Origin of the sequence: Kribbella sp. NPDC051718 (assembly GCF_040681515.1) — a bacterium.
Taxonomy (GTDB): Bacteria; Actinomycetota; Actinomycetes; order Propionibacteriales; family Kribbellaceae; genus Kribbella.
On the sequence record NZ_JBFAYZ010000006.1, the window covers coordinates 21,692 to 42,476 of the forward strand.

Annotated in this window: 17 protein-coding genes; 7 read left to right on the forward strand and 10 right to left on the reverse strand. The window is 68.0% G+C overall.

Annotated features, from left to right (window positions below; genetic code table 11):
• Nucleotides 1-2: 2 nt before the first annotated feature.
• Complete coding sequence (locus AB0M15_RS22680; RefSeq protein WP_363823821.1) at nt 3-1,913, reverse strand: ATP-dependent DNA helicase; 1,911 nt, start codon at nt 1,911-1,913, stop codon at nt 3-5.
• A 209-nt stretch (nt 1,914-2,122) separates the two neighbouring features.
• Complete coding sequence (gene secD / locus AB0M15_RS22685; RefSeq protein WP_363822393.1) at nt 2,123-4,420, reverse strand: protein translocase subunit SecD; 2,298 nt, start codon at nt 4,418-4,420, stop codon at nt 2,123-2,125.
• A 260-nt stretch (nt 4,421-4,680) separates the two neighbouring features.
• Between secD and AB0M15_RS22690 the strand changes: the two genes are divergently transcribed.
• Nucleotides 4,681-5,868, forward strand: a complete 1,188-nt coding sequence (locus tag AB0M15_RS22690) for a S8 family peptidase (RefSeq protein WP_363822395.1) — start codon at nt 4,681-4,683, stop codon at nt 5,866-5,868.
• A gap of 43 nt (nt 5,869-5,911) precedes the next feature.
• Here AB0M15_RS22690 and AB0M15_RS22695 read toward each other — a convergent pair whose 3' ends face one another.
• Complete coding sequence (locus tag AB0M15_RS22695; RefSeq protein ID WP_363822397.1) at nt 5,912-6,541, reverse strand: response regulator transcription factor; 630 nt, start codon at nt 6,539-6,541, stop codon at nt 5,912-5,914.
• Nucleotides 6,538-7,695, reverse strand: a complete 1,158-nt coding sequence (locus AB0M15_RS22700; protein ID WP_363822399.1) for a DUF5931 domain-containing protein — start codon at nt 7,693-7,695, stop codon at nt 6,538-6,540. The genes AB0M15_RS22695 and AB0M15_RS22700 overlap by 4 nt, the downstream gene beginning before the upstream one ends.
• A 237-nt stretch (nt 7,696-7,932) precedes the next feature.
• Between AB0M15_RS22700 and AB0M15_RS22705 the strand changes: the two genes are divergently transcribed.
• Entirely contained in the window at nt 7,933-10,329 is a 2,397-nt protein-coding gene (locus AB0M15_RS22705; protein WP_363822402.1) for an immune inhibitor A domain-containing protein, read from the forward strand.
• A gap of 75 nt (nt 10,330-10,404) precedes the next feature.
• Here AB0M15_RS22705 and hflX read toward each other — a convergent pair whose 3' ends face one another.
• A complete protein-coding gene (gene hflX / locus AB0M15_RS22710; protein ID WP_363822404.1) occupies nt 10,405-11,895 on the reverse strand; it encodes a GTPase HflX in 1,491 nt (496 codons plus the stop codon).
• Between the two features lie 82 nt (nt 11,896-11,977).
• Entirely contained in the window at nt 11,978-12,820 is an 843-nt protein-coding gene (gene dapF, locus AB0M15_RS22715) for a diaminopimelate epimerase (protein WP_363822407.1), read from the reverse strand.
• A 30-nt stretch (nt 12,821-12,850) separates the two neighbouring features.
• Here dapF and AB0M15_RS22720 point away from each other — a divergent pair, with 30 nt between their 5' ends.
• Nucleotides 12,851-13,129, forward strand: a complete 279-nt coding sequence (locus AB0M15_RS22720) for a hypothetical protein (protein ID WP_363822410.1) — start codon at nt 12,851-12,853, stop codon at nt 13,127-13,129.
• Here AB0M15_RS22720 and ggt read toward each other — a convergent pair.
• From ggt to miaA, 4 genes are all read right to left on the reverse strand, one after another.
• Complete coding sequence (ggt, locus tag AB0M15_RS22725) at nt 13,126-15,000, reverse strand: gamma-glutamyltransferase (protein WP_363822413.1); 1,875 nt, start codon at nt 14,998-15,000, stop codon at nt 13,126-13,128. The two genes, AB0M15_RS22720 and ggt, sit on opposite strands and share 4 nt — an antisense overlap.
• An 86-nt stretch (nt 15,001-15,086) precedes the next feature.
• The gene (locus AB0M15_RS22730) at nt 15,087-15,794 is read right to left on the reverse strand and encodes a hypothetical protein (RefSeq protein ID WP_363822416.1); all 708 of its coding nucleotides are present in this window, start codon (nt 15,792-15,794) and stop codon (nt 15,087-15,089) included.
• Nucleotides 15,782-16,318, reverse strand: a complete 537-nt coding sequence (locus AB0M15_RS22735; protein WP_363822419.1) for a SigE family RNA polymerase sigma factor — start codon at nt 16,316-16,318, stop codon at nt 15,782-15,784. Before AB0M15_RS22735 ends, AB0M15_RS22730 begins: the two co-directional genes overlap by 13 nt.
• 164 nt (nt 16,319-16,482) lie before the next feature.
• Nucleotides 16,483-17,445 carry a tRNA (adenosine(37)-N6)-dimethylallyltransferase MiaA gene (miaA, locus tag AB0M15_RS22740; protein ID WP_363822422.1) on the reverse strand — a complete coding sequence of 321 codons (963 nt, stop codon included), beginning with the start codon at nt 17,443-17,445 and terminating at the stop codon, nt 16,483-16,485.
• A 189-nt stretch (nt 17,446-17,634) separates the two neighbouring features.
• On the opposite strand from miaA, the gene AB0M15_RS22745 reads away from it, so the two are divergent.
• From AB0M15_RS22745 to AB0M15_RS22760, 4 genes are all read left to right on the forward strand, one after another.
• The gene (locus AB0M15_RS22745) at nt 17,635-17,856 is read left to right on the forward strand and encodes a hypothetical protein (RefSeq protein ID WP_363822425.1); all 222 of its coding nucleotides are present in this window, start codon (nt 17,635-17,637) and stop codon (nt 17,854-17,856) included.
• Nucleotides 17,857-17,932: 76 nt separating this feature from the next.
• On the forward strand, nt 17,933-18,181 hold the full coding sequence (locus tag AB0M15_RS22750) for an antitoxin (protein ID WP_363822427.1): 249 nt from the start codon (nt 17,933-17,935) through the stop codon (nt 18,179-18,181).
• A gap of 83 nt (nt 18,182-18,264) precedes the next feature.
• The gene (locus AB0M15_RS22755) at nt 18,265-18,717 is read left to right on the forward strand and encodes an NUDIX domain-containing protein (RefSeq protein WP_363822430.1); all 453 of its coding nucleotides are present in this window, start codon (nt 18,265-18,267) and stop codon (nt 18,715-18,717) included.
• Nucleotides 18,718-18,812: 95 nt separating this feature from the next.
• A complete protein-coding gene (locus AB0M15_RS22760) occupies nt 18,813-20,642 on the forward strand; it encodes a LamG-like jellyroll fold domain-containing protein (RefSeq protein WP_363822433.1) in 1,830 nt (609 codons plus the stop codon).
• Nucleotides 20,643-20,785: the final 143 nt, after the last annotated feature.

A 20,785-nucleotide genomic window follows, 5' to 3' on the forward strand; every position in this document is an offset into this window, starting at 1 on the left:
GCTCAGTCCTGGAGTCTCTTCAAGGCAGCGAGCACCTTCTCACGATCGGCGGTGGGCCACATCGGGGGCAAGGAGGCGCGCAGGTAGCCGCCGTATCGAGCGGTAACGATGCGCGGATCGAGAATCGCGACCACGCCCCGATCGGACGTTCGGCGGATCAACCGGCCGGTCCCCTGCGCTAGCAGCAGGGCGGCGTGCGTCGCGGCGACCGCCATGAAGCCGTTGCCGCCAGCCTCGTCGACAGCGCGTTGCCGGGCCGCCATCAGCGGCTCGTCAGGTCGCGGGAACGGCACCCGGTCGATGATCACCAGGTTGCAGGTCGATCCCGGTACGTCGATGCCCTGCCACAGCGACAGCGTGCCGAACAGCGACGTCTCCGGGTCGTCCACGAACTCCCGCGACAACTCCCCCAGCTGCGCGTCGCCCTGGCAGAGCACCTTCAGGTCGGTCGCCTCGCGGACGGCAGCAGTCGCCGCCTCGGCCGCCCGCCGGGAAGAGAACAGCCCGAGCGTGCGCCCACCCGCGGCCGTGATCAGGTCGATGATCTCCTCGAACTGCTTCTTGCCCAACCCGTCGCGATGCGGCGGCGGCAGGTGCTTGGCGACATACAAGATGCCTTGCTTCTCGTACTCGAAGGGCGAGCCGACATCGAGCCCGCGCCACGGCAGCGGCCCGGTCTCCGAGTCCGTGTCCACCGACGGTATCTCGTCATCGTCAGCGAGCTTGTCCGAAGGCCGCAGCCCCACCTGCCGGGCGATCGCGTCGAAGTCGCCGCCGAGGGTGAGCGTCGCCGACGTCAGCACGACGGTCCGGTCCTTCAGCACCAGCTCGCGCAGCAGACCCGCCACCGTGAGTGGGGCGATCTGCAACTGTCGGCCGAATCGGTCCCGATCGACCATCCAGACGACATCCATGTCACTCAACGCCGCGACCCGCTCGGCGACGTCGAAGATCTCCTTGACCGCGCCCTTGGACTGCCGCTTCGCGCCGTCGGGGTCGTCGTCCTTGTCGTCGGACTTCTTGTTCAGATCGGAGTAGACCGAGCGGGCAGCATCGCGGACCAGCGCGGCGGCCTCCAGTACTACGCCGTTGGCCGCCTCGATCCGGCCCTCGCGGGTCTCGTCGAGCGCCGCCCGGAGCGCGTCCGAGGCGTCGATCAGGTCGTCGGCCTTGTCGTCGTCGATGAACCGGCGGGCGCGCTTGGCGGCCCGCTCGACCATCTGCGGGGACAGCTCGTCGCCGGCCGCGCCGGTGACCCGGGCCGGCAGCTCGTGTGCCTCGTCGACGATCACCACGTCGTGCTCGGGCAGCACGGTGCGGTTCTCGAACGCGTCGATCGACAGCAGCGCATGGTTGGTGATCACGATGTCGGCCTTGCGCGCCTGCTCCTTGGCCTTCTCGGCGAAACACTCCTCGCCGTACGGGCACTTCTGCGCGCCGAGACACTCACGGGCGGCGATCGCCACCTGCTGCCACGCCTGGTACTGATGCGAGGGCGCGTGATCGCGATCGCCGGCCTCGCCGTCGATCAACTGCTGCTCGGCCCAGTCGCGCAGCTCGAGCACCTGCTGGCCGACCGGTCCCGCGGGCGGCAGGTCGATCAGCATGCCGTCGTCGTCGGGGGCGCCTTCGCGGATGCGGTGCAGGCAGGCGTAGTTGTTGCGGCCCTTCTGGATCGCGTACGACGGGCGGCGCGGGAGCAGCTTCTCGGTGGCGTCGAGCAAGGCCGGCACATCCCGGTCGACCAGCTGCGACTGCAGCGTCAGCGTCGCCGTCGAGACGACCACTCGCCGGTCCTCCACCGCATGGATCAGGGCCGGCACCAGATAGCCGAGCGACTTGCCCGTCCCGGTCCCGGCCTGGACCAGCAGATGCGATCCGTCGTGCATCGATCCGTTCACCGCTTCGGCCATCTCGACCTGGCCCGGGCGCGTCTGCCCGCCGATCGCGGAGACCGCAGCCTCCAGAAGTTCCCGCACATCTACACCCACCGCATCACCCTAGCCGCCACCAACGACATTCTCCGAAGCTGGATCGCGAGGCCTGTGGACAACCAGGTGGGCAGGCAGGCGCAGGTCTAGGGAAAGCGGGGGGAGTCGGTGAGCGCGTCGGTGCTAGGTGGTCAGACGACGGCGCCGCGGTCTGGTTCGGCGTCGCGGTCGCGTTGTTTGACCTTGGGGCGGGGCGGCGGTGCAGGGTAGCGCTTCTCCAGCTCGACCAGCAGCGGGGCCGCGGTCAGGTTGGAGGAGTACGTGCCGACCAGGATGCCGAGCAACAACGCGAGCGCGAAGTCGCCCAAGGACTCCCCACCCAGAAAGAGCAGCGCGGTGAGGATGAACAGCGTGCTGATACCGGTGTTGATCGTTCGGGGCAGCACGTTGATGATCGCGGTGTCGACGACCGGGCCGAGGTTCTCGGTCGAGCGCGCGTTGCGCGTCTCCCTGATCCGGTCGAAGACGACGACCGAGTCGTTGACCGTGTAACCGATGATCGTCAGCATCGCGGCCAGGAAGATCCCGTCGACCGGTTTGCCGGTCCAGGCGAAGACGCCGACGACGACCGCGACGTTCTGCAGCAACGCCAGCACCGCGCCGGCGCCGAAGGTCCACCGGAAGCGGATGGCGAGATACGCAAGCTGCGCCAGCAATGCGACGCCGAGCGCGATCAGCGCCTTGTCGCGCAGTTCGCTGCCGAGCGACGGGCCGATGCTCTCGTTGCGGATCAGGGTCGTACCGCCGCCGATCTCGGAGATCGCGCCGCGGATCTTCTCGGCCTCGTCATCGCTGATCGTGCCGGTACGAACGGTGATGTCATCCGTCCCCGAGGACTGGATGATCGCGTTCGGATACCCCGCCTCGGCCACCGCGACCCGGGCCTGGTCCGGGCTGATCTGCTGGGCCGTACTCACCTCGAGCAGCCGCCCGCCGGTGAACTCGATGCCGAGGTTCAGCCCGCGGATGCCGACGCCGGCCACGCTGACGATGATCGCGATCGCGGTGATCACCAGCCAGCGCCGGCTGTGCTTCATCAGCGGCGGCTTCTTCGCCTCCAGCCAGGTCCGCACCCGGCCGTGGCCGGCGATACCGCTGACCGCCGGCCGGTCCAGGATGAACTTGCGGGAGACGACGAACTCGGCCAGCACCCGGGTGATGACGAGCGCGGACAGCATGGAGGCGATCACACCGATGCTCAGCGTGACGCCGAAGCCGCGGACCGGTCCGGCGGCCAGGAAGAACAGCAGTCCGGCCGCGAGCAGGGTGGTGATGTTGGAGTCGGCGATCGCGGACAGCGCGTTCTCGAAGCCGCTGCGCAGAGATCTCCTCAGCCCGTCGGTCCGGCCCCCGATGTAGTCCTCTCGTGCTCGCTCGAAGACGAGCACGTTGGCGTCGACGGCCATGCCGATCGCGAGCACGAAGCCCGCGAGGCCGGGCAGGGTCAGGGTCGCGCCCATCAGGGTGAGGGCGGCGTACGAGAGACCGGCGTAGGCGATCAGGCCGAAGACGGCCATCAAACCGACCAGGCGATAGACGACGGTGATGAACAGAGCGGTCAGCGCGACACCGATCAGGCCGACCAGGGCGCTGGCCTGGATCGCGTCCTTGCCGAGCGACGGGCCGACGACGCGCTGGTCGATCACCTTGACCGGGACCGGCAGCGAGCCGCCCTCGATCAGCGCGGCCAGGTCCTTGGCTTCTTCCTCGGTGAAGCTGCCGGTGATCGTACTGGTACCACCGCCGATGCCGATGTTGCAGAGCTGACTGCCGCCGCTCGGATCGACCTGCGGAGCGCTGATCACCTCGTTGTCGAGGACGATCGCGACCTGGCGCTTCGGGGTGTTGACCGGCTCACAGGCCGCCTTGCCGGTGATGTTCGCCCAGATCTTGCCGCCGTCGTCCTTGAAGTTCATCTGGACGAACCAGCCCTGCGCGACCTGCTGCGGATCGACCAGGCCGTCCGCGCCGCTGATCTTCTCGCCGGTCATCGCGGGCTTGGCCAGCCGGAGGAAGCCGGGGCCGTTGTCGCTGGGCAGGTACAGCTCGCCGGCCGCGGGCTTGGCAGCCTTGGTCTCGACGATGTCGAGCACCTCGTGGAAGGTCAGCTGGGCGGTCTTGCCGATCACCTTGGCCGCCTCGCGCGGGTCCTGCACACCCGGCAGCTCGACGATGATCCGCTTCTCACCCTGCCGGCTCACGCTCGGCTCACTGACGCCGAGCGCGTCGATCCGGCGCCGCAGCACCTCGAGCGACTTGTCGGTGGTCTCCTTGTTCGCCTTCACCGTCGGCGAGTCGCTCGCCTCCAGGACGATCTGCGTTCCTCCCCGCAGGTCGAGGCCCAGTTCGGGCTTGGCCGTCAGCACGACGTAGGTCGACGCCGCGAGAACGAGGAACGCGAACAGAGCGCGAACCAGGGACGACTTCACTTGGAGCCTCCGCAGAGTGTGGGCACCCTGAGTGCAGGTGTCGTGACACAGAGCTAACCACTGGGGTGTGGAAGGCACAGTGTACGAACGCACACAAGGCTGTCACCGCAGTGCCGTGGCAGTAGTGCGCTGGTGAATTGATTGACGTGTCAGGTGAGGAAGCCCTAACTTCACACGCACTCACTCCGTAGTCCCTCGTGGACCGAGTGTGATCACCCCTCCGCCCCGGTGGGTGATTTTGAGTTCCCAAGGAGGAACCCGTGCGTCGAAGCATCCGTCTGACCCTGGCCGCCGCCATCGTGCCGGCGATCGCCGTGACCACCGCTCTGAGCAGCGCCAGCGCCGCTCCCGCGCCCGAGCCCAGCGGCCGGATCATCCTGATCCAGCCGGCGTCCGCCGACCCCGGTGTCACCCCGGTCAAGGACACGTACATCGTCGAACTCAAGCAGGGCAGCCAGCTCGCCAAGATGAAGCTCGGCTTCACCCCGCAACGCCAGTTCAGCACCGCGGTGAACGGCTTCAGCGCCAAGCTCACCGCCGCCCAGCTGGCCGCTCTGCAGAAGAGCCCGGACGTCGTCGCCATCTCGCAGGACGTTTCCTACAAGGCGATCGACACCACCCAGACCAACCCGCCGTCGTGGGGTATCGACCGGATCGACCAGCGCAACCTGCCGCTGTCGAACTCGTTCACCTACACCCGCACCGGTAGCGGCGTGAACGCCTACATCATCGACTCCGGCATCGACGCGAGCCACCCGAACTTCGGCGGCCGCGCCACCTTCGACTTCAACGCGATCGACTCCAACAACACCGACTGCCTCGGCCACGGCACGCACGTCGCGGGCACCATCGGCTCCACCTCGTACGGCGTCGCCAAGGCTGTCCGCCTGCACGGAGTGAAGTGGCTGAACTGCTCTGGCAGCGGTACGGCGTCCGGTGCGATCGCCGCCGTCGACTGGGTCACCGCCCACGCGGTGAAGCCGGCCGTGGCGAACACGTCCTGGAACTTCCCAGCCAACGCGACGCTGGAGACCTCGCTGCGCAACATGATCCGGTCCGGCGTGTTCCTGGCCACCTCGGCCGGCAACACCGGGGCCAACTCCTGCAACCTGCTGCCGCGCAAGATCGAGACCGCCCTGGTCACCGCGGCGTCCGAGCGCAACGACGCCCGGGCGTCCTACTCGAGCACCGGGTCCTGCGTGGACGTCTACGCGCCGGGCTCGGCCATCATCTCCACGCTGCCCGGTAACACCACCGGCTCGTACAACGGCACCTCGATGGCCACGCCGCACGTCGCGGGCGTCGCCGCTCTCTACCTGCAGACCAGCCCGTCGGCCACCCCGGCCACGGTCAAGTCCTACATCGAGACCAACGCCACCCCGAACGTCGTCTCCGGCGGCGCGACCGGTGGCACCGTAAACCGCCTGCTCTTCTCGAACGGCCTCTGAGTCGGGTACGCCGTACCGGCTCCGCCCCGACCGGTACGGCGTACTACTCGTCGATGCCGTTCTCTATCGCGTAGCGGACCAGCTCTGCACGGTTGTGGAGCTGCAGCTTGCGCAGGGTGTTCTGCACGTGGTTCTCGACCGTCCGATGCGACAACACCAGCCTGGTAGCGATCTGCCGGGCGGTCAGCCCGCGCGCCACCAGCCGCAGCACCTCTGTCTCTCGTTCGGTCAGCTGCGGTACCTCCGGCCCAGCCCCTAGCCGCCGGTACTCCCCCAGCAGCAACCCGGCCAGTCCCGCGCTGAAGACAGCGTCGCCGTCGGCAGTACGCCGTACCGCGTCGTCGAACTCGTCCAGCGATGCCGACTTGACCAGATACCCCGAGGCACCGTTCTTCACAGCAGCCAGTACGTCGGCCTGCTCAGCGCTGGCCGACAGGACCAGCACCCGAGTGTCCGGTAGCGCAGCCGTGATCTCCCGGGTCGCGTCGACGCCGGAGCCATCGCCCAGCTGTAAGTCCATCACTACCACGTCGGGCCTGGTCGCCAGGGCGATCTTGACCGCCCCCGCCACCGCCGAGGCCGTCGCGCAGACGTCGTACCCACGACTGCCCAGATCCCGCGCGACGCCTTCACGCCACATCGGGTGATCGTCGACGATCATGACTCGCGTCATGCCTTGCTCACCTTCATCTCCCACTCGGTACCTTCGCCCGGGGCGGTCCGGACCGTGACGCTGCCGCCCAGATCGGCGATCCGGCCGCGGATCGACTGACTCACGCCGAGGTGCCCGGCGGCCTCGAGCCGGTCCGCGGTCGTCCCGACTCCATCGTCGCGGATCGACAACAACACCTCGGTACCCAGGTCCTCGACCACCACCCACGCCTGCGCCTCCGGGCCGGCGTGCTTGCTGACGTTGCTCAACGCCTCCTTGACCACGGCCACCAGCTCGGTCGCCCGCGCCGTCGCCACCAGCACCTGACCAGCCGGTACGACGACGTCCACCCGAGGCGTTGCCAGCGGCAACAGCAACATGCAGAGGTCGATCCGGCCGCGATCACCGGTGGCGGCCCGCGTCGCCATCAGAGTGCGCAGCGCAACCTCCTGCTCCGCGGCGAGAGCAGCCAACTCGACTGCCTCGCCGCCGATCGCATTGCCCCGGCGCTGCACCTGGGCGAGCACCTGGAGTACGCCGTCGTGGATCGACCGGCTGAGCCGGAGCCGCTCGGCGGTCGCGCTCTCGGTGGCGATCGCGTCGCGCAGTCTCGTGGTGGCCCGGCGCATCGTGCTGGCGGCGTACCCGACTACCAGGCCGGCGACGAGCAGCAGCTGGACGTTGCTGAGGATCCTGGCCGCGTTGTCCACGCCGCGCAGTGAGAGCAGGGCCAGGCTGATCGTCGCGGCGCCGAGCAGACCGCCGTCGCGGCCACGTGAGATGGCCAGCGCGAGCACCGGACCGGCCGCCCAGACCGAGGTGAGGACCGATGCGCCGCCGCGGATGTCGACCAGCGGCTGGGCCAGCAAGGTCAGGTACATACAGCCGGCCGTGACAATCAGGTCAGCGAATGCCAGTCGCGTATTGCGACGGCCCCAATGCCGACTGTAACCAATGGACGCAATGACCGTCCAAAGCCCCATCCCTGCCAGTTGAATGACCGCGCCGGACGGCCGGGCAATTCCGTCCCAGCGGCTCCAGACGCCGAAACAGGCGAATCCCCAGGTGATCACCCGGAACACCACCAGCGCCCGCCACAGCGGCAGCATCAGGTCGACCACCTCGCCGTCCGAGCGGGTGGCGTCGGCGCGCAGGCCGCCCAGGGACACATCCATAGCGGACAGTGTGCCAATCGCGGGCTTCGCGACGCTGCGTTGCCCTACTCCAGTGTGTTGAGTGGTCTTACTCATTGCGTGCGCGAATGATTCCCCGCTGTTGGCCGGAAAATTCTGCCAAACCACTTCAGCAACGCCGATTTTCCCCGTACTGTCGCGCAGAAGTACACGCTCGGGGGAGCCATGAACACGTTGCGTCACAAGCGCGGCGTGCTTTTTCTGTACAGGGAGGGAATCGTGCGCAAAGTATCTGCCGGGCTGTTCAGCCTGGCTCTGGCGGCGACGTTCGGCTTGAGCCTGGCCTCAGCCGGTAACGCCGCCCAGCTGCCGGCCGGGGCCGCCGCCGCACCGGCGGCGAGCGAGCCCACAGCCGTTTCGGACGAGCTACCGAACCCGGCCGAGGACAAGCGCCGGGAACTGCGTGAGGAAGCCCTCACGAAGGTGCTGAACGGCACCGCCAAGGCCGAGAAGCGCGGCGCCAGCACCGTCGTCAAGCTCGGCAAGAAGGACAAGGGCGTCAAGGGCAGCCTGACCGCCGGCAAGACCGCCAGCGCGGCCAAGGCGAAGGTCGACGAGTACGTCGAGCTGAGCCGGGAGAAGACCGACAAGATCTTCGTCGTGCTCGCCGAGTTCGGCAACGAGCGGCACCCGAACTACCCCGACAAGGACACCAACGCCGCGATCCCCGGTCCGGCCACCTTCGAGGGGCCGCTGCACAACGCGATCCCCGCGCCCGACCGTTCGGTGGACAACTCCACCGTCTGGCAGGCCAACTATGACCAGGCGCACTACCAGCAGCTGTACTTCGGCAACGGCAACTCCGTCAAGAAGTACTACGAGAAGCAGTCCTCGGGTCGCTACAGCGTCGACGGCGAGGTGACCAACTGGGTCAAGGTCAGGTACAACGAGGCCCGCTACGGCCGCTCGAACAACCCGACCGGCTGCACCGGCAACGTCTGCAACAACACCTGGGCACTCGTCGCGGACGCGGTGAACCAGTGGGTCGCCGACCAGAAGGCGGCCGGCCGCACCACGGCCCAGATCAAGGCCGACCTGGCGACGTTCGACCAGTGGGACCGTTACGACTACGACGGTGACGGCAACTTCAACGAGCCCGACGGTTACATCGACCACTTCCAGATCGTCCACTCCGGTGGCGACCAGGCCGATGGCGACCCGCAGCAGGGTGAGGACGCCATCTGGTCGCACCGCTGGTACGTCGGTGTCGCGGGCGGCCCGGCCAACAACCCGGCCGGCGGCGCGCAGATCGGTGACACCGGCCTGTGGGTCGGCGACTACACCATCCAGCCGGAGAACGGCGGGATCAGCGTCTTCGCCCACGAGTTCGGCCACGACCTCGGTCTGCCGGACCTCTACGACACCTCCGGTGCCGCGGTCGAGAACGGCGTCAACTGGTGGTCGATCATGGCGCAGAGCCGGGTCAGCAAGCCCACCGACGGCGGCATCGGCGAGCAGGCTGCCGACTTCGGCGCCTGGGAGAAGCTGCAGCTCGGCTGGCTGGACTACGAGATCGTCAAGGCCGGCCAGGAGCGCAAGCTGGAGCTCGGCCCGCACGAGTACAACTCGACCAACCCGCAGGCCGTGGTGGTCACGCTGCCGAAGAAGCTGGTGACGTCGCCGCTGCAGCCGCCGGCCGTCGGTGCGAAGTCCTGGTGGAGCGGTCGCGGTGACAACTTCACCCACACGATGAACCGTCAGGTCGCAGTGCCTGCCGGTACCACGTCGCTGACGTTCCAGGCCAACTGGTCGATCGAGGACTGTGGCCCGGACACCGCCTGTGACTACGCCTACGTCGAGGTCAACGACGGCTCCGGCTACAAGCCGATCGCCGGCAACATCACCCACCCGGGTGAAGGCAACGGCATCGACGGTGACAGCAACGGCTGGAAGCCGGCCACGTTCGACCTGTCCGCCTACGCGGGCAAGACGGTCGGCCTGCAGTTCCGCTACACCACCGACGCGAACACCGGTGGCTTCGGCCTCCACGTCGACGACATCAAGGTGACCAACGGCGCCACCACCGTGCTCAGCTCGGGTGCGGAGGCGACGCCGGAGGGCTGGACGCTGAACGGCTTCAGCTCGGTCGGGTCGACGCTGACCACGCCGTACGACAACTACTACATCGCCTCGCACCGCAACTACGTCTCCTACGACGAGAACCTCAAGACCGGCCCGTACAACTTCGGTTGGGCCAACTCGTTGCCGGACAAGGTCGAGCACTTCCCGATGCAGGAGGGTCTGCTGATCTCCTACTGGGACACCTCGCAGGGCGACAACAACGTCAACGTCCACCCCGGTGAGGGCGAAATCCTCCCGATCGACTCGCACCCGACCCCGATCAACCGTCTCGACGGTGGCATCTGGCGTCCGCGGGTCAGCGGCTACGACGCGCCGTTCGGACTGACAAAGGCCGACTCGTTCACGCTGCACCTGAACGGCCAGGCCAGCTACATCCGCGGCCAGGCAGCTCAGCCGCTGTTCAACGACAGCCTGTCCTACTGGGACGCCACGCAGCCGCAGAACAGCGTCAAGGTGCCGAACAACGGCGTCAACATCCGGGTGACCTCGCGCGACAACACCTCGCTCAAGGTCAGGATCTACCCCCGGAGCTGATCACCTGATCACAGCACCACAAGCCAGCGGCCCCCGGGATCTCTCCCGGGGGCCGCTGGTCTTTCGTGGTACAGGTCAGACGACGAACGCGTACTTCGCCAGGTCGCCGGCCAGATCCGCGTGGACCCGGGCCGTCACCCTCGTGCCGTCGCCGGTGTGCTCCAGCTGATCCACAGCGCCCTCCGAGTGGATCCGCGAGACCAGGTCACCCCGGTCGTACGGGAGCAGCAGGTCGACCGCCACGTCCGGGCTCGGCAGAGCTGCCTCGACCAGGGCGCGGAGCTTGTCGATGCCCTCGCCGGTGCGCGCCGACACCACGATCGCGCCGGTCTCCCGGTGCAGGATCGGCGCGAGCGCCATCGGGTCGGCCAGGTCGCCCTTGTTGATCACGATGATCTCCTGGACGTCCGAGGCGCCGATCTCGGTGAGCACTTCGCGCACCGCGTTGATCTGGGCGATCGGGTCCGGGTGCGAGCCGTCCACCACGTGCAGCAGCAGGTCCGCGTCGGCGACTTCCTCCAGCGTCGAGCGGAACGCCTCGACGATGTCGTGCGGCAGGTGCCGGACGAACCCGACGGTGTCGGTGAAGGTGTAGACCCGGCCGTCGGACGTCGTCGTACGCCGCGTCGTCGGGTCCAGGGTCGCGAACAGCGCGTTCTCGACCAGTACGCCGGCGTTCGTCATGCTGTTGAGCAGCGACGACTTGCCCGCGTTCGTGTACCCGGCGATCGCCACCGACGGGATCGAGTGCCGGCGACGCTCCTGCCGCATCGTCGAACGGGTGCTCTTCAGGTCCTTCAGCTCACGGCGCAGCTTGGCGATCTTGGTGTTGATCCGGCGCCGGTCGGTCTCGATCTTGGTTTCACCAGGACCACGACCACCGATACCGCCACCGGCCGCACCGACCCGGCCACCGGCCTGGCGGGAGAGGTTTCCACCCCAACCACGCAGCCGCTGCTTCATGTACTGCAGCTGGGCCAGCTCGACCTGGGCCTTGCCTTCCTTGCTCTTCGCGTGCTGCGCGAAGATGTCGAGGATCAGCGCGGTCCGGTCGACCACCTTGACCTTCAGCTTGTCTTCGAGGTTGCGCAGCTGGGCGGGCGCGAGCTCGCCGTCCGCGATCACCGTGTCGGCGCCGAGCGCGGCGACCAGGTTGCGCAGGTCGGCCACCTTGCCGCTACCGATGTAGGTGGCGGGGTCCGGCTTCTTGCGCCGCTGGATCACGCCGTCGAGCACCTCGGAACCAGCCGTCTCGGCGAGCAGCTTCAGCTCGGCCAGCGAGTTCTCGGCGTCCTCGGCGCTGCCGTCGGTCCACACGCCGACCAGCAGCACGCGCTCCAGCAGCAGCTTGCGGTACTCGACCTCGCTGATGTCCGTCAGCTCGGTCGACATCCCCACCACGCGCCGCAGCGCCTGGCGTTCCTCCAGCTCTAGGCCTTCGGTGTTCTCCTCAGCGGAGTAGTCGTTCTGGTAACCCGACGAAGAATCCTCGTCGTCGAGCACGTCGTCCTGGAGCAGGTCGAGGTCGACGTCGGTCTCTTCGTATGCGTTCGAATGGGTCGTCATATACCTTCCATCGTGGCACGGCTCACCCACACAGGCGACCCGATTTCAGTTCCAACGACCCAGCGGCGTGCCGAATTCCCGTTCAGGCGGGCAGCCAGGAGCGGTCGAACTCGCCGCGGGCGTGGATCACGGCCGGGCCGGTGAGCTCCAGATGGTTGTCTTCGCGCCAGTTCACGGTGACAGCTCCACCCGGTACTACGACGCGGTACGTGACCGGCGTGGCCTGGCGAGCGGCGCGGGCGGCCGCCACGGCGACGGCGCAGGTGCCCGTCCCACAGGAGCGGGTCTCCCCCGCACCTCGCTCGTGCACCCGCATCGCCACCTCGTTCGGACCCTTCCGGACCACGAACTCGATGTTGACGCCATGCGGGAACGCGTTTGCCGGGGACCAACCAGGCTGGTCGCAGAGATTGCCCGGCTCGTCGAGCGAGTCGACGAAGGCCACCGCGTGCGGGTTTCCCATGTCGACGTGCAGGGCGGGCCACTGATGGCCGTTCGCCTCCACGACGATGCCTGCCGGTCCGGGGAGAGTCGGTTCGCCCATGTCGACGGTGATCGTGCCGTCGTCGTTGAGCATGACCTCCTTCACGCCAGCGCGGGTTCCCACCCGGACGGGCTTCTCGCCGACCAGGCCGGCCTCGGCCAGGTACCGGACGAAGACGCGGACGCCGTTGCCGCACATCTCCGCGATCGACCCATCGGCATTCCGGTAGTCCATGAACCAGTCGCCGCCGTCCTCGACGTACGCCTGCTTCGACCCCTCGATCACCCGCAGCACGCCGTCCGCGCCGAGCCCCGCGTGCCGATCGCACAGAAACCGGACCAAACTCGCATCCAGATCCCCATGCACGGTCCCGTCGGGGTCGGGCAGCAACACGAAGTCGTTCTCCGTGCCATGCCCCTTCAACCAAGGGAAAGTGCTCATAGCAAGATCCTACGGGCGTACCGTTCCGGCATGGGTGAGCAGGTGGTCGCGTACTTCTGGGAGCGCGAGGACGCGGATGCGGTGGCCGGACAGCTTGAGGCTGTCGTGCGGCGGGACCGGTTTCAGGGGGAAGACGACGACGAGGACCATCCGTGGATGGTCCTCGTGCCGGGTGATGCTGATCTGGCTGTGGTCGAGCCGTTGGTCACGCAGTACGACGGGTGGCTCGACGCGGGTGATGCCGGAGCACCGCCGCCCGTCGAGCCACCGCCGTTGCCTACTGCTCCTAAGAGGTTGAAGAGGGGCTAGTTCGGCCAGAGCTGGTCGACCGTTCCGGCCGCACCGCCACCGCGACGCTTGGGCTCGGCCGCAGCGAGATATCCACCGTGCGGCAGTACTTCGAGAGCCGCGACCGCACCGATCTCGGCAGCCGACGTGAGAGCGTCACCCGCCGGTACCAACGTGTGGCCGTAGGGCTTGAGCACGGTTCCGTAGGCGTCGATGAACGGCGGCTCGGCCGTCACGTTCGCCGTGTTGCGCTGGGACGCGCGCGGCGCGGCGATCGCGTCGGGCAGGGTCATCCCCCGGTCCAGCCGGTTGGTCAGCGTCTGCAGCACGGTCGTGATGATCGTCGATCCACCCGGCGAGCCGAGCGCGAGGAACGGCTTGCCGTTCTTCAGCACGATCGTCGGCGACATCGAGGACCGCGGCCGCTTGTTCGGCTGGATCCGGTTCGGGTCCGCGGGGTCGGGAATCGCCGTGAAGTCGGTCAGCTCGTTGTTCAGCAGGAAACCACGGCCGGGGACGAGGATGCCGGAGCCGCCGGTCTGCTCGATCGTCAGCGTGTACGAGACGATGTTGCCCCACTTGTCGGCCGCGACCAGGTGCGTCGTCGACAGGCCTTCGGTGTCGGCCTTGTCCTCGTGCGCGATACCGGCCGGGCAACCGGAGTACGAGCCATCCGGTGAACCGGGCTGCAGCGGCTTGATCGAGGCCTTGGCCGGGTCGATCAGGCAGGACCGCTCGGCGCCGAAGCCCTTGGAGAGCAGCTCCTTCGTCGGTACGTCGACGAACGCCGGGTCGCCGACGTACTTGCCCCGATCCGCGAACGCGAGCGCCGACGCCTCGAGGTACGAGTGCAACGCCTGCGGAGTCGACTGCTTCGACAACTTCAACGGGGCAAGGATGTTGAGTGCCTCGCCGACCGTCGTACCGCCGGACGATGACGGCGCCATCCCGTAGACATCCAGGCCGTCGTAGCTGACCTTCGTCGGCTCCCGCTTGATCACCTTGTACTTCGCCAGGTCGGTCGTGGTCAGGTGTCCGGGCATCACCGGAAGCGTCGCGCCCGGAGCCTTCGGCGGCGTCTGGACTGTCGTCGCGATCTCCTGCGCCAACGCTCCGCCGTAGAAGGCTGACGGGCCCTTCTTGCCAAGCAGTTCGTACGTCTTGGCGAGGTCCTTGTTCTTGAACACCGACCCGACGACAGGCGCATCCCCGTTCGGCAGATAGAGCGCGGCCGTCGGCGTGATCGCCGAGAAGCGGGCCTTGTTGTCGAGCGTCTGGTTGCGGAACGTCTGGTCGATCACGAACCCGCGATCGGCCAGGTCGGCGGCCGGCTTGAGTGCCTTGCCCAGCGACAGCGAGCCCCACGAGTGCAGCGCGGAGTCCCAGGTCGCGAGCGTGCCGGGGATGCCGACCGAGACGCCGGACGTCACCAGGTCGGGGAAGAACGTGTACGGCTTCCCGGGCGTCGCCGGGTTGAGGAAGGCGTCGGGTGGCATCGTCGCGGGTGCTGTCTCGCGGCCGTCGATCGTGTAGACCTTGCGGTCCTTCGCGCTGTAGTAGACGAAGTAGCCACCTCCGCCGACGCCCGCGGAGTACGGCTCAGTGACGCCGAGCGCGGCTGCGGTGGCGACGGCCGCATCGACGGCGTTGCCGCCGCGACGTAGCACGGAGACACCGATGTTGGTCGCGTCGGCGTCAACCGAGGCGACGGCGCCGCCGAAGCCGATCGCGGTGGCGTACTTCTGCGTGGGCTGCGCGCTGTGGTCGGTCTGGGCGGTGGCGGCGCCGCTGGAGGTGGAGCCGGTGAGGGCGGCTGCTGCGCCGCTCGCAGTCAGGCCACCCAGGACGAGCGCACCCGCTGTCAGGGTGGCGGCCAGGCGTTTCGGGGTCACGGGTCCTCCGCGGGTTCGGCGTACAGGGACAGGGCCCTGCCTACCCGCTCTGGAGCTAGTCCGCCACTCTTAGCGAGTCCGGCAGGTCAGTTGACCGTGCAGGAGGCCATGAAGCGGCGGAGGAGATCGTCGTTCCAGTCCTTGTTGCCGGCCGGGAGCTGGACCAGCAGCCAGCGCTCGCCGAGCAGCACCTGGCCCGACTCGCGGCCGTCGCTGGTACCGAGGTGGAAGACCTTGCCGGCGGACTCGGACACCCGGATGCCCTGCAGGCTCCGGGCCGCGTCGATCGTCTGGACGTCCAGCCCACCGTTGGAGCCGAGGTCCGCGGTCCGCATGGTCGGCGGGGCGAGCTGGACGTGGTTGGCGTCGGACGGTGCTCTCAGCGCCCAGCCCTCCGGTGCCAGCGAGCAGCTGATGTTGTTCCAGGCTTCCCGGTTGGCGACCAGCGTGACGCCCGCGGCGCCGAAGGTCGACATCGTGCCCTCGTCGGCTCCCGGGCTCTGGGCGGGCTTCGCCAGCGAACTGCCGGTCTCGGCGCCGGCCGCCGACGCGGGCTCATCGGGACCGCCCGCGACCTCCGACTGGCCTGCACCCCACCACTTGACCTGGTTGCCGACGGCGAGCACAGCAGTCGTCGCGGCAGCGATGCACAGTACGCCGGTGACGCGGCGGCGCGCCCTGATCCGGCGCAGCGCGCGGCGGCCACGCGCCACGTCCGCGTCCACGTCAGCTGCCGGCAGCCCGTCGACCGCATGGTCGGCGAACCCCGCCAGCAGCTTCTTCACGTCGTCCACTTGTCGGTACTCCCCGTCGTGGGATCCGTGGCCGGGTCGTCGGCCATCAGGTCCTTCAGTCGTTTCAAAGCTTTCGCGGTCTGACTCTTCACGGTGCCTTCGGTGCACTCCAGGATCCGGGCGCAGCTGGACACGTCGAGATCCTCGAAGTACCTGAGCACCAGGACCGCCCGTTGCCTGGGCGCCAGGTCCAGCAGCGCCTTGCGGACGGCCAGTGTGTCCACCGGGTCCGTCTGCTCCGACAGCCTCGGCTCGAACGTCTCGGCGGTCACCACCTCGGGGTGGCGGCCGGCCCGGCGACGCTCGTCCAGGAAGGCGTTGACCAGGATGCGGTGTGCATACGGCCCGGCGCCTTCGTGCCGGATCCGGTGCCAGTGCACATACACCCGCGTGCAGGCGGTCTGGACCAGATCCTCGGCGGTGTGCACATCCCCCGCGGTGAGCAACATCGCCGTTCTCATCAGTCTGCTGCGATCCGCGACGACGTACTCGCGGAACTCGGCCTCACGGTCACCCCCTCGCATCGACAGCCCCTACGGCATGTCTGATCGCTTCGTGCAGTCGCGAGCAGTTGCCCGGTGCGGTAGCTCGGCGTGCTGGAGTGAAGGCCTCGATGTTTTTCCATCGTGGCCTTTGCTCCAGTGCGCCGAGGTGCCGTACCGGGTGACGCGCAGCACGCACGAAGCGATCAGACATGCCGTGCGCCTTCTTCCATGTTCTCTACGTCGGCGGGGGCCGGATGGTTGCCTCGGATAACTCGCAATGCTTGGTCCACCAGGTCGGGCGCATCCCAAGGCAGCCAGGTGATCCGGGGGTCCTTGCGGAACCACGAGTCCTGCCGGCGGGCGAAGCGCCGGGTCGCCTGGGCGGTACGTTCGCGGGCTTCGGTCTCGGACAGTTCGCCGCGCAGCAACGCGATCACCTGCGAGTAACCGAGCGCGCGGTTCGCGGTACGGCCGTCCAGCAAGCCCTTGCCCAGCAGGCCTTTCACCTCATCGACGAAGCCGTTGTCGAACATCCGGTCCACCCGGCGGTCGATCCGCTCGACGAGCACCTCGCGCGGGACGTCGAGTCCGAGTTGGACGGTGGCCGGGTAGACGTAGGTGTGCTCGGGCAGCGTGGCCACGTACGGGCCGCCGGTGATCTCGATGACCTCGAGGGCGCGCACGATCCGGCGGCCGTTGCTCGGCAGGATCTGCTCGGCCGCGGCCGGGTCGACCTCGGCCAGCCGCTGGTGCAGGACGCCGGAGCCGTGCGCCTCCAACTCGGCCTCGAGCCGCTCACGGAGTACCGGATCGGTACCGGGGAACTCGAAGTCGTCGAGGATCGCCCTGACGTAAAGCGCGGACCCACCGGCCAGCACCGGAACCACCTGACGGCGCAGGCAGTCGTCGATCGCGGCCCGGGCCAGTTGCTGGAACTCGGCCACCGTCGCGGTCTGGGTCACGTCCAGGATGTCGAGCAGGTGATGCGGTACGCCGGACCGCTCCGCCGCCGTGATCTTCGCCGTCCCGACGTCCATGCCGCGGTAGACCTGCATGGCATCGGCGTTCACCACTTCACCCGGTAACTGTTTGCACAGGGCAACCGACAGGTCGGATTTTCCGGCCGCCGTGGGGCCCACGACGGCGACGACGAGTGACTCGACCATCTGCTTAGTGTGACAGTGCCGGTCGCCGGGCCTGGCGACCGGCGTGAACTCTGGGACAAGGAACGGTCACCGGGCTTGTGGGTGACCCCCTGTGTTCGGTAGGAACAAGGGCAAGAGTTACGGTCCGGACCGCATCGGCGATTCGGGGGGCCGAAACACATCGCAGCACCTGACTCGGGAGGAACATTCGTGAGCAATCCGTTCGAAGAAGAAGCCGAAGCGGCCAAGGACGCGGTCGAGGAGGGCGCCGACCAGGTCGACGCCCTCAAGCGCAGCGGCGGCGACGTCGAGGTCGGACCGAACCAGAGCGGCGGTGACGTCGAGTTCAGCGGCGGCGACGTCGAGTTCGGCGACGAGGAGGGCACGGACTCCGGCGGCGACGTCGAGTCCGAACCCCGCGATCTCGCCTGACCCACCTCCCACACCTGGGGCCCTGTTGGTGGGAAGATCACCGCTAGCTGTCTGTAAGTAGTTCACTACGCTAGGAATGGGAGCCCCCGAGATGGGCATCTTCGACAAGTTCAAGGGCAAGGCCGAGGACCTGAAAGAGAAGGCGACCGAGCTCGTCGACGAGCACGGCGACAAGGTCGGCGGCGGTCTCGACAAGGCCGGCGACTTCGTTGACGAGAAGACCGGTGGCAAGTACGGCGACAAGATCGACCAGGGCGTCGACAAGGCCAAGGACGGCCTCGACGGGCTGGACGGCCAGAACGACGACATCGCCGACAAGGCCTGAGCTTCTCGCCGAGGGCCGCAAGGGGATCCCCCCTTGCGGCCCTCGGTCATTTTCTGTCCGGCCGGCCACCTAGGGTGGCGGTCATGGATCGGTTCCAGGTGATTCCCGCGGCCTATGTGGTGTTGCGACGGGGCGACGAGGTGCTGTTGTTGCTCAGGGCCAACACCGGCTACATGGACGGCTTCTGGGCGACACCCGCCGGGCATGTCGAGCAGGGCGAGTCGGTACTGACGGCAGCGATCCGCGAAGTCCGCGAAGAGGTCGGGGTGGAGATCGACCCGGCCGACCTGCTGCCCGTCACGGCGATGCACCGGACCGGCGGCAACGGGCTGCCGATCGACGAGCGGGTCGACTTCTTCTTCACCACCACCCGCTGGACCGGCGAGCCACGACTGATGGAGCCGGGCAAGGCAGCCGGCCTCGACTGGTTCTCCCTCTCCAAGCTGCCCGATCCGGTCGTACCGCACGAGGCGCGCGTCCTGGCCGGCCTGCGTGGCGGCGGTCTGCCTGCGGTCGTGGTTCAAGGTTTCGAGTAGTTCTTCTCGCGTTCACATTGGTTAGGACAAAGGCGTTCTAGAGTGCCAGCGATGCGCCGGGGCGTGAGGCACCGGCTTCTAGGCCGGAGGCACCGATGGGCGAGCAGTTCGATGGGACCAGCAGGCGGCGGATTCTCCAGGCCGGTGCGCTGGGTGCGGGCGCGGCGGTCGTCGGCGGCGCGGTGAGCGGAGTACCGACGGCTTCGGCGGCTGGTGTTGCAGCTTCGTCCAGTCGGCCTGACGTGGAGGACCCGCGGTTCACGCTGGCGGTGGTACCGGACACGCAGTACATGTTCGACGAGGACCGGGGTGACTCGGCGCCGCTGACCGCGACCTTCGAGTACCTGATCGACCAGCGCGGCGTGGACAACATCGTCTTCACCGCGCACCTGGGGGACGTCACGCAGAACGCGCAAGCGCGGGAGTTCGCGCAGGCCGACCCGGTGTTCGCGGTGATGGACCGGGCCCGGATGCCGTACAGCGTGCTCGCGGGCAACCACGACATCGACGGCAGCAAGGACGACCAGCGCGGCGACTCGCCGTACCTGCATGTGTTCGGGCCGCAGCGGTTCAAGCGGATGAGCACCTACGGCGGCTCGACGCCGGACGGCTACAACTCGTACCACGTGTTCCGCGCGGGCGGCCGGCAATGGTTGCTGCTGGCAATGGACTGGCGGCCGTCGGACGCCGGCTTCGCGTGGGCCCGCAAGGTGATCGCCGAACACCCGACGCTGCCGGTGATCCTGACGACGCACGAGCTCGTGTACGCCAACGACGACGGCGGTGTCGCCTACTTCTCCGACCACGGCAACCGCGTCTGGGATCAGCTCGTCGACGGCAACGACCAGATCTTCCTGACCATGAACGGCCACTACTGGCCGCCCGGCCGGACGATCCGCAAGAACGCCGCCGGGAACGAGGTGCACCTGCACATCACCAACTACCAGGACCGGTACTACGGCGGTGGCGCGATGATCCGCCTCTACCACTTCGACCTGGTCCGGAACACGATCGACGTCGAGACGATCAACCCGTGGATCCTGGCGCAGAAGCCGTCCCGCCGTTCGCTGCTGGCCGAGGAGGAGGTCGAGCTGACCAGCGACGTCAACCGCTTCAGTCTGCCGATCGACTTCGCGGCCCGCTTCGCCGCGTTCGCGCCTTCGCCGATACGGCCTGCGCGGCCGGCCGCTCAGCTGGTGATCCCAGGGACGGTTGCGTACTGGCGGCTCGATGGGCCGGTCGGGTCGCGGGTCGTGGATCACTCAGGTCGGGGCAACGATCTGACGTCGGTGCTGTTGCCGGGTAGCCCCGCGGACAGTCTGAAGGCGTCGACTGAGTTCCACCCGGATCAGCCGGGGCATGCGAGCTGGGTGTTCGGTGGCGGGAAGAACCCGGGACGGGGTGGGTACCTTCGTACTGCGGACAACGCGCCGCTGAACCGGCTGACGTTCAAGGGCGGGTACACGATCGAGGCCTTCGTGAAGCTCTCCGATGATGGTGCCGACCACTCGTGGGAAGGGCTGCTGAGCCGGCTCGGTACTGGCACCGACGCGGGGAAGATCGGTAGCGACCCGTCCGAGCCGGTCGTCAACCTCGCCTTCTCGGGTGGGCGGGAGCTGCAGTGGGCGGTCTACCCGCTGGACAAGAACGACACGTTCACAAACTGGGGACACGAGACGCCGGCCGGTCGCTGGTTCCACCTCGCGGTGGTCAACGACGGCCGGCACACCACGCTGTACATCGACTCCTCGGAGCTGCTGCGCAACCCGTCGACCCGCTCCAACGGCCTCGCCACCACCGGAGCCGCCTGGCTCCTGGGCGCCAACCACTACGCCAACAAGATCGAACAGGCCTTCGCCGGCCACATCGGCGAGCTGCGGATCGTGGATCGCGCGCTGTCGCTGAAAGAGTTCCTCAACGCCTGAGGGTGCTGTGGTTGCGGGGTGCTCGCGGTAAGGGACTGTGGGTTCGCGGTCTCCGCTACGGGAGTGTTCGGATTTGGTTGCCGAGGGCAACGGACGGACCGCCCCGGCATCAAAGGCACAGGGAGCAAACGTCTGACTCGGCG

What these genes read in the sequence shown, in the direction of transcription:
- AB0M15_RS22760 (WP_363822433.1), top strand. Translation starts at nt 18,813, where the DNA reads ATGGGCGAGCAGTTCGATGGGACCAGCAGGCGGCGGATTCTCCAGGCC.
- AB0M15_RS22720 (WP_363822410.1), top strand. Translation starts at nt 12,851, where the DNA reads ATGGGTGAGCAGGTGGTCGCGTACTTCTGGGAGCGCGAGGACGCGGAT.
- AB0M15_RS22750 (WP_363822427.1), top strand. Translation starts at nt 17,933, where the DNA reads ATGGGAGCCCCCGAGATGGGCATCTTCGACAAGTTCAAGGGCAAGGCC.
- AB0M15_RS22755 (WP_363822430.1), top strand. Translation starts at nt 18,265, where the DNA reads ATGGATCGGTTCCAGGTGATTCCCGCGGCCTATGTGGTGTTGCGACGG.
- AB0M15_RS22695 (WP_363822397.1), bottom strand. Translation starts at nt 6,541, where the DNA reads ATGACGCGAGTCATGATCGTCGACGATCACCCGATGTGGCGTGAAGGC.
- miaA (WP_363822422.1), bottom strand. Translation starts at nt 17,445, where the DNA reads ATGGTCGAGTCACTCGTCGTCGCCGTCGTGGGCCCCACGGCGGCCGGA.
- dapF (WP_363822407.1), bottom strand. Translation starts at nt 12,820, where the DNA reads ATGAGCACTTTCCCTTGGTTGAAGGGGCATGGCACGGAGAACGACTTC.
- AB0M15_RS22700 (WP_363822399.1), bottom strand. Translation starts at nt 7,695, where the DNA reads ATGGATGTGTCCCTGGGCGGCCTGCGCGCCGACGCCACCCGCTCGGAC.
- AB0M15_RS22680 (WP_363823821.1), bottom strand. Translation starts at nt 1,913, where the DNA reads ATGGCCGAAGCGGTGAACGGATCGATGCACGACGGATCGCATCTGCTG.
- AB0M15_RS22735 (WP_363822419.1), bottom strand. Translation starts at nt 16,318, where the DNA reads ATGCGAGGGGGTGACCGTGAGGCCGAGTTCCGCGAGTACGTCGTCGCG.
- hflX (WP_363822404.1), bottom strand. Translation starts at nt 11,895, where the DNA reads ATGACGACCCATTCGAACGCATACGAAGAGACCGACGTCGACCTCGAC.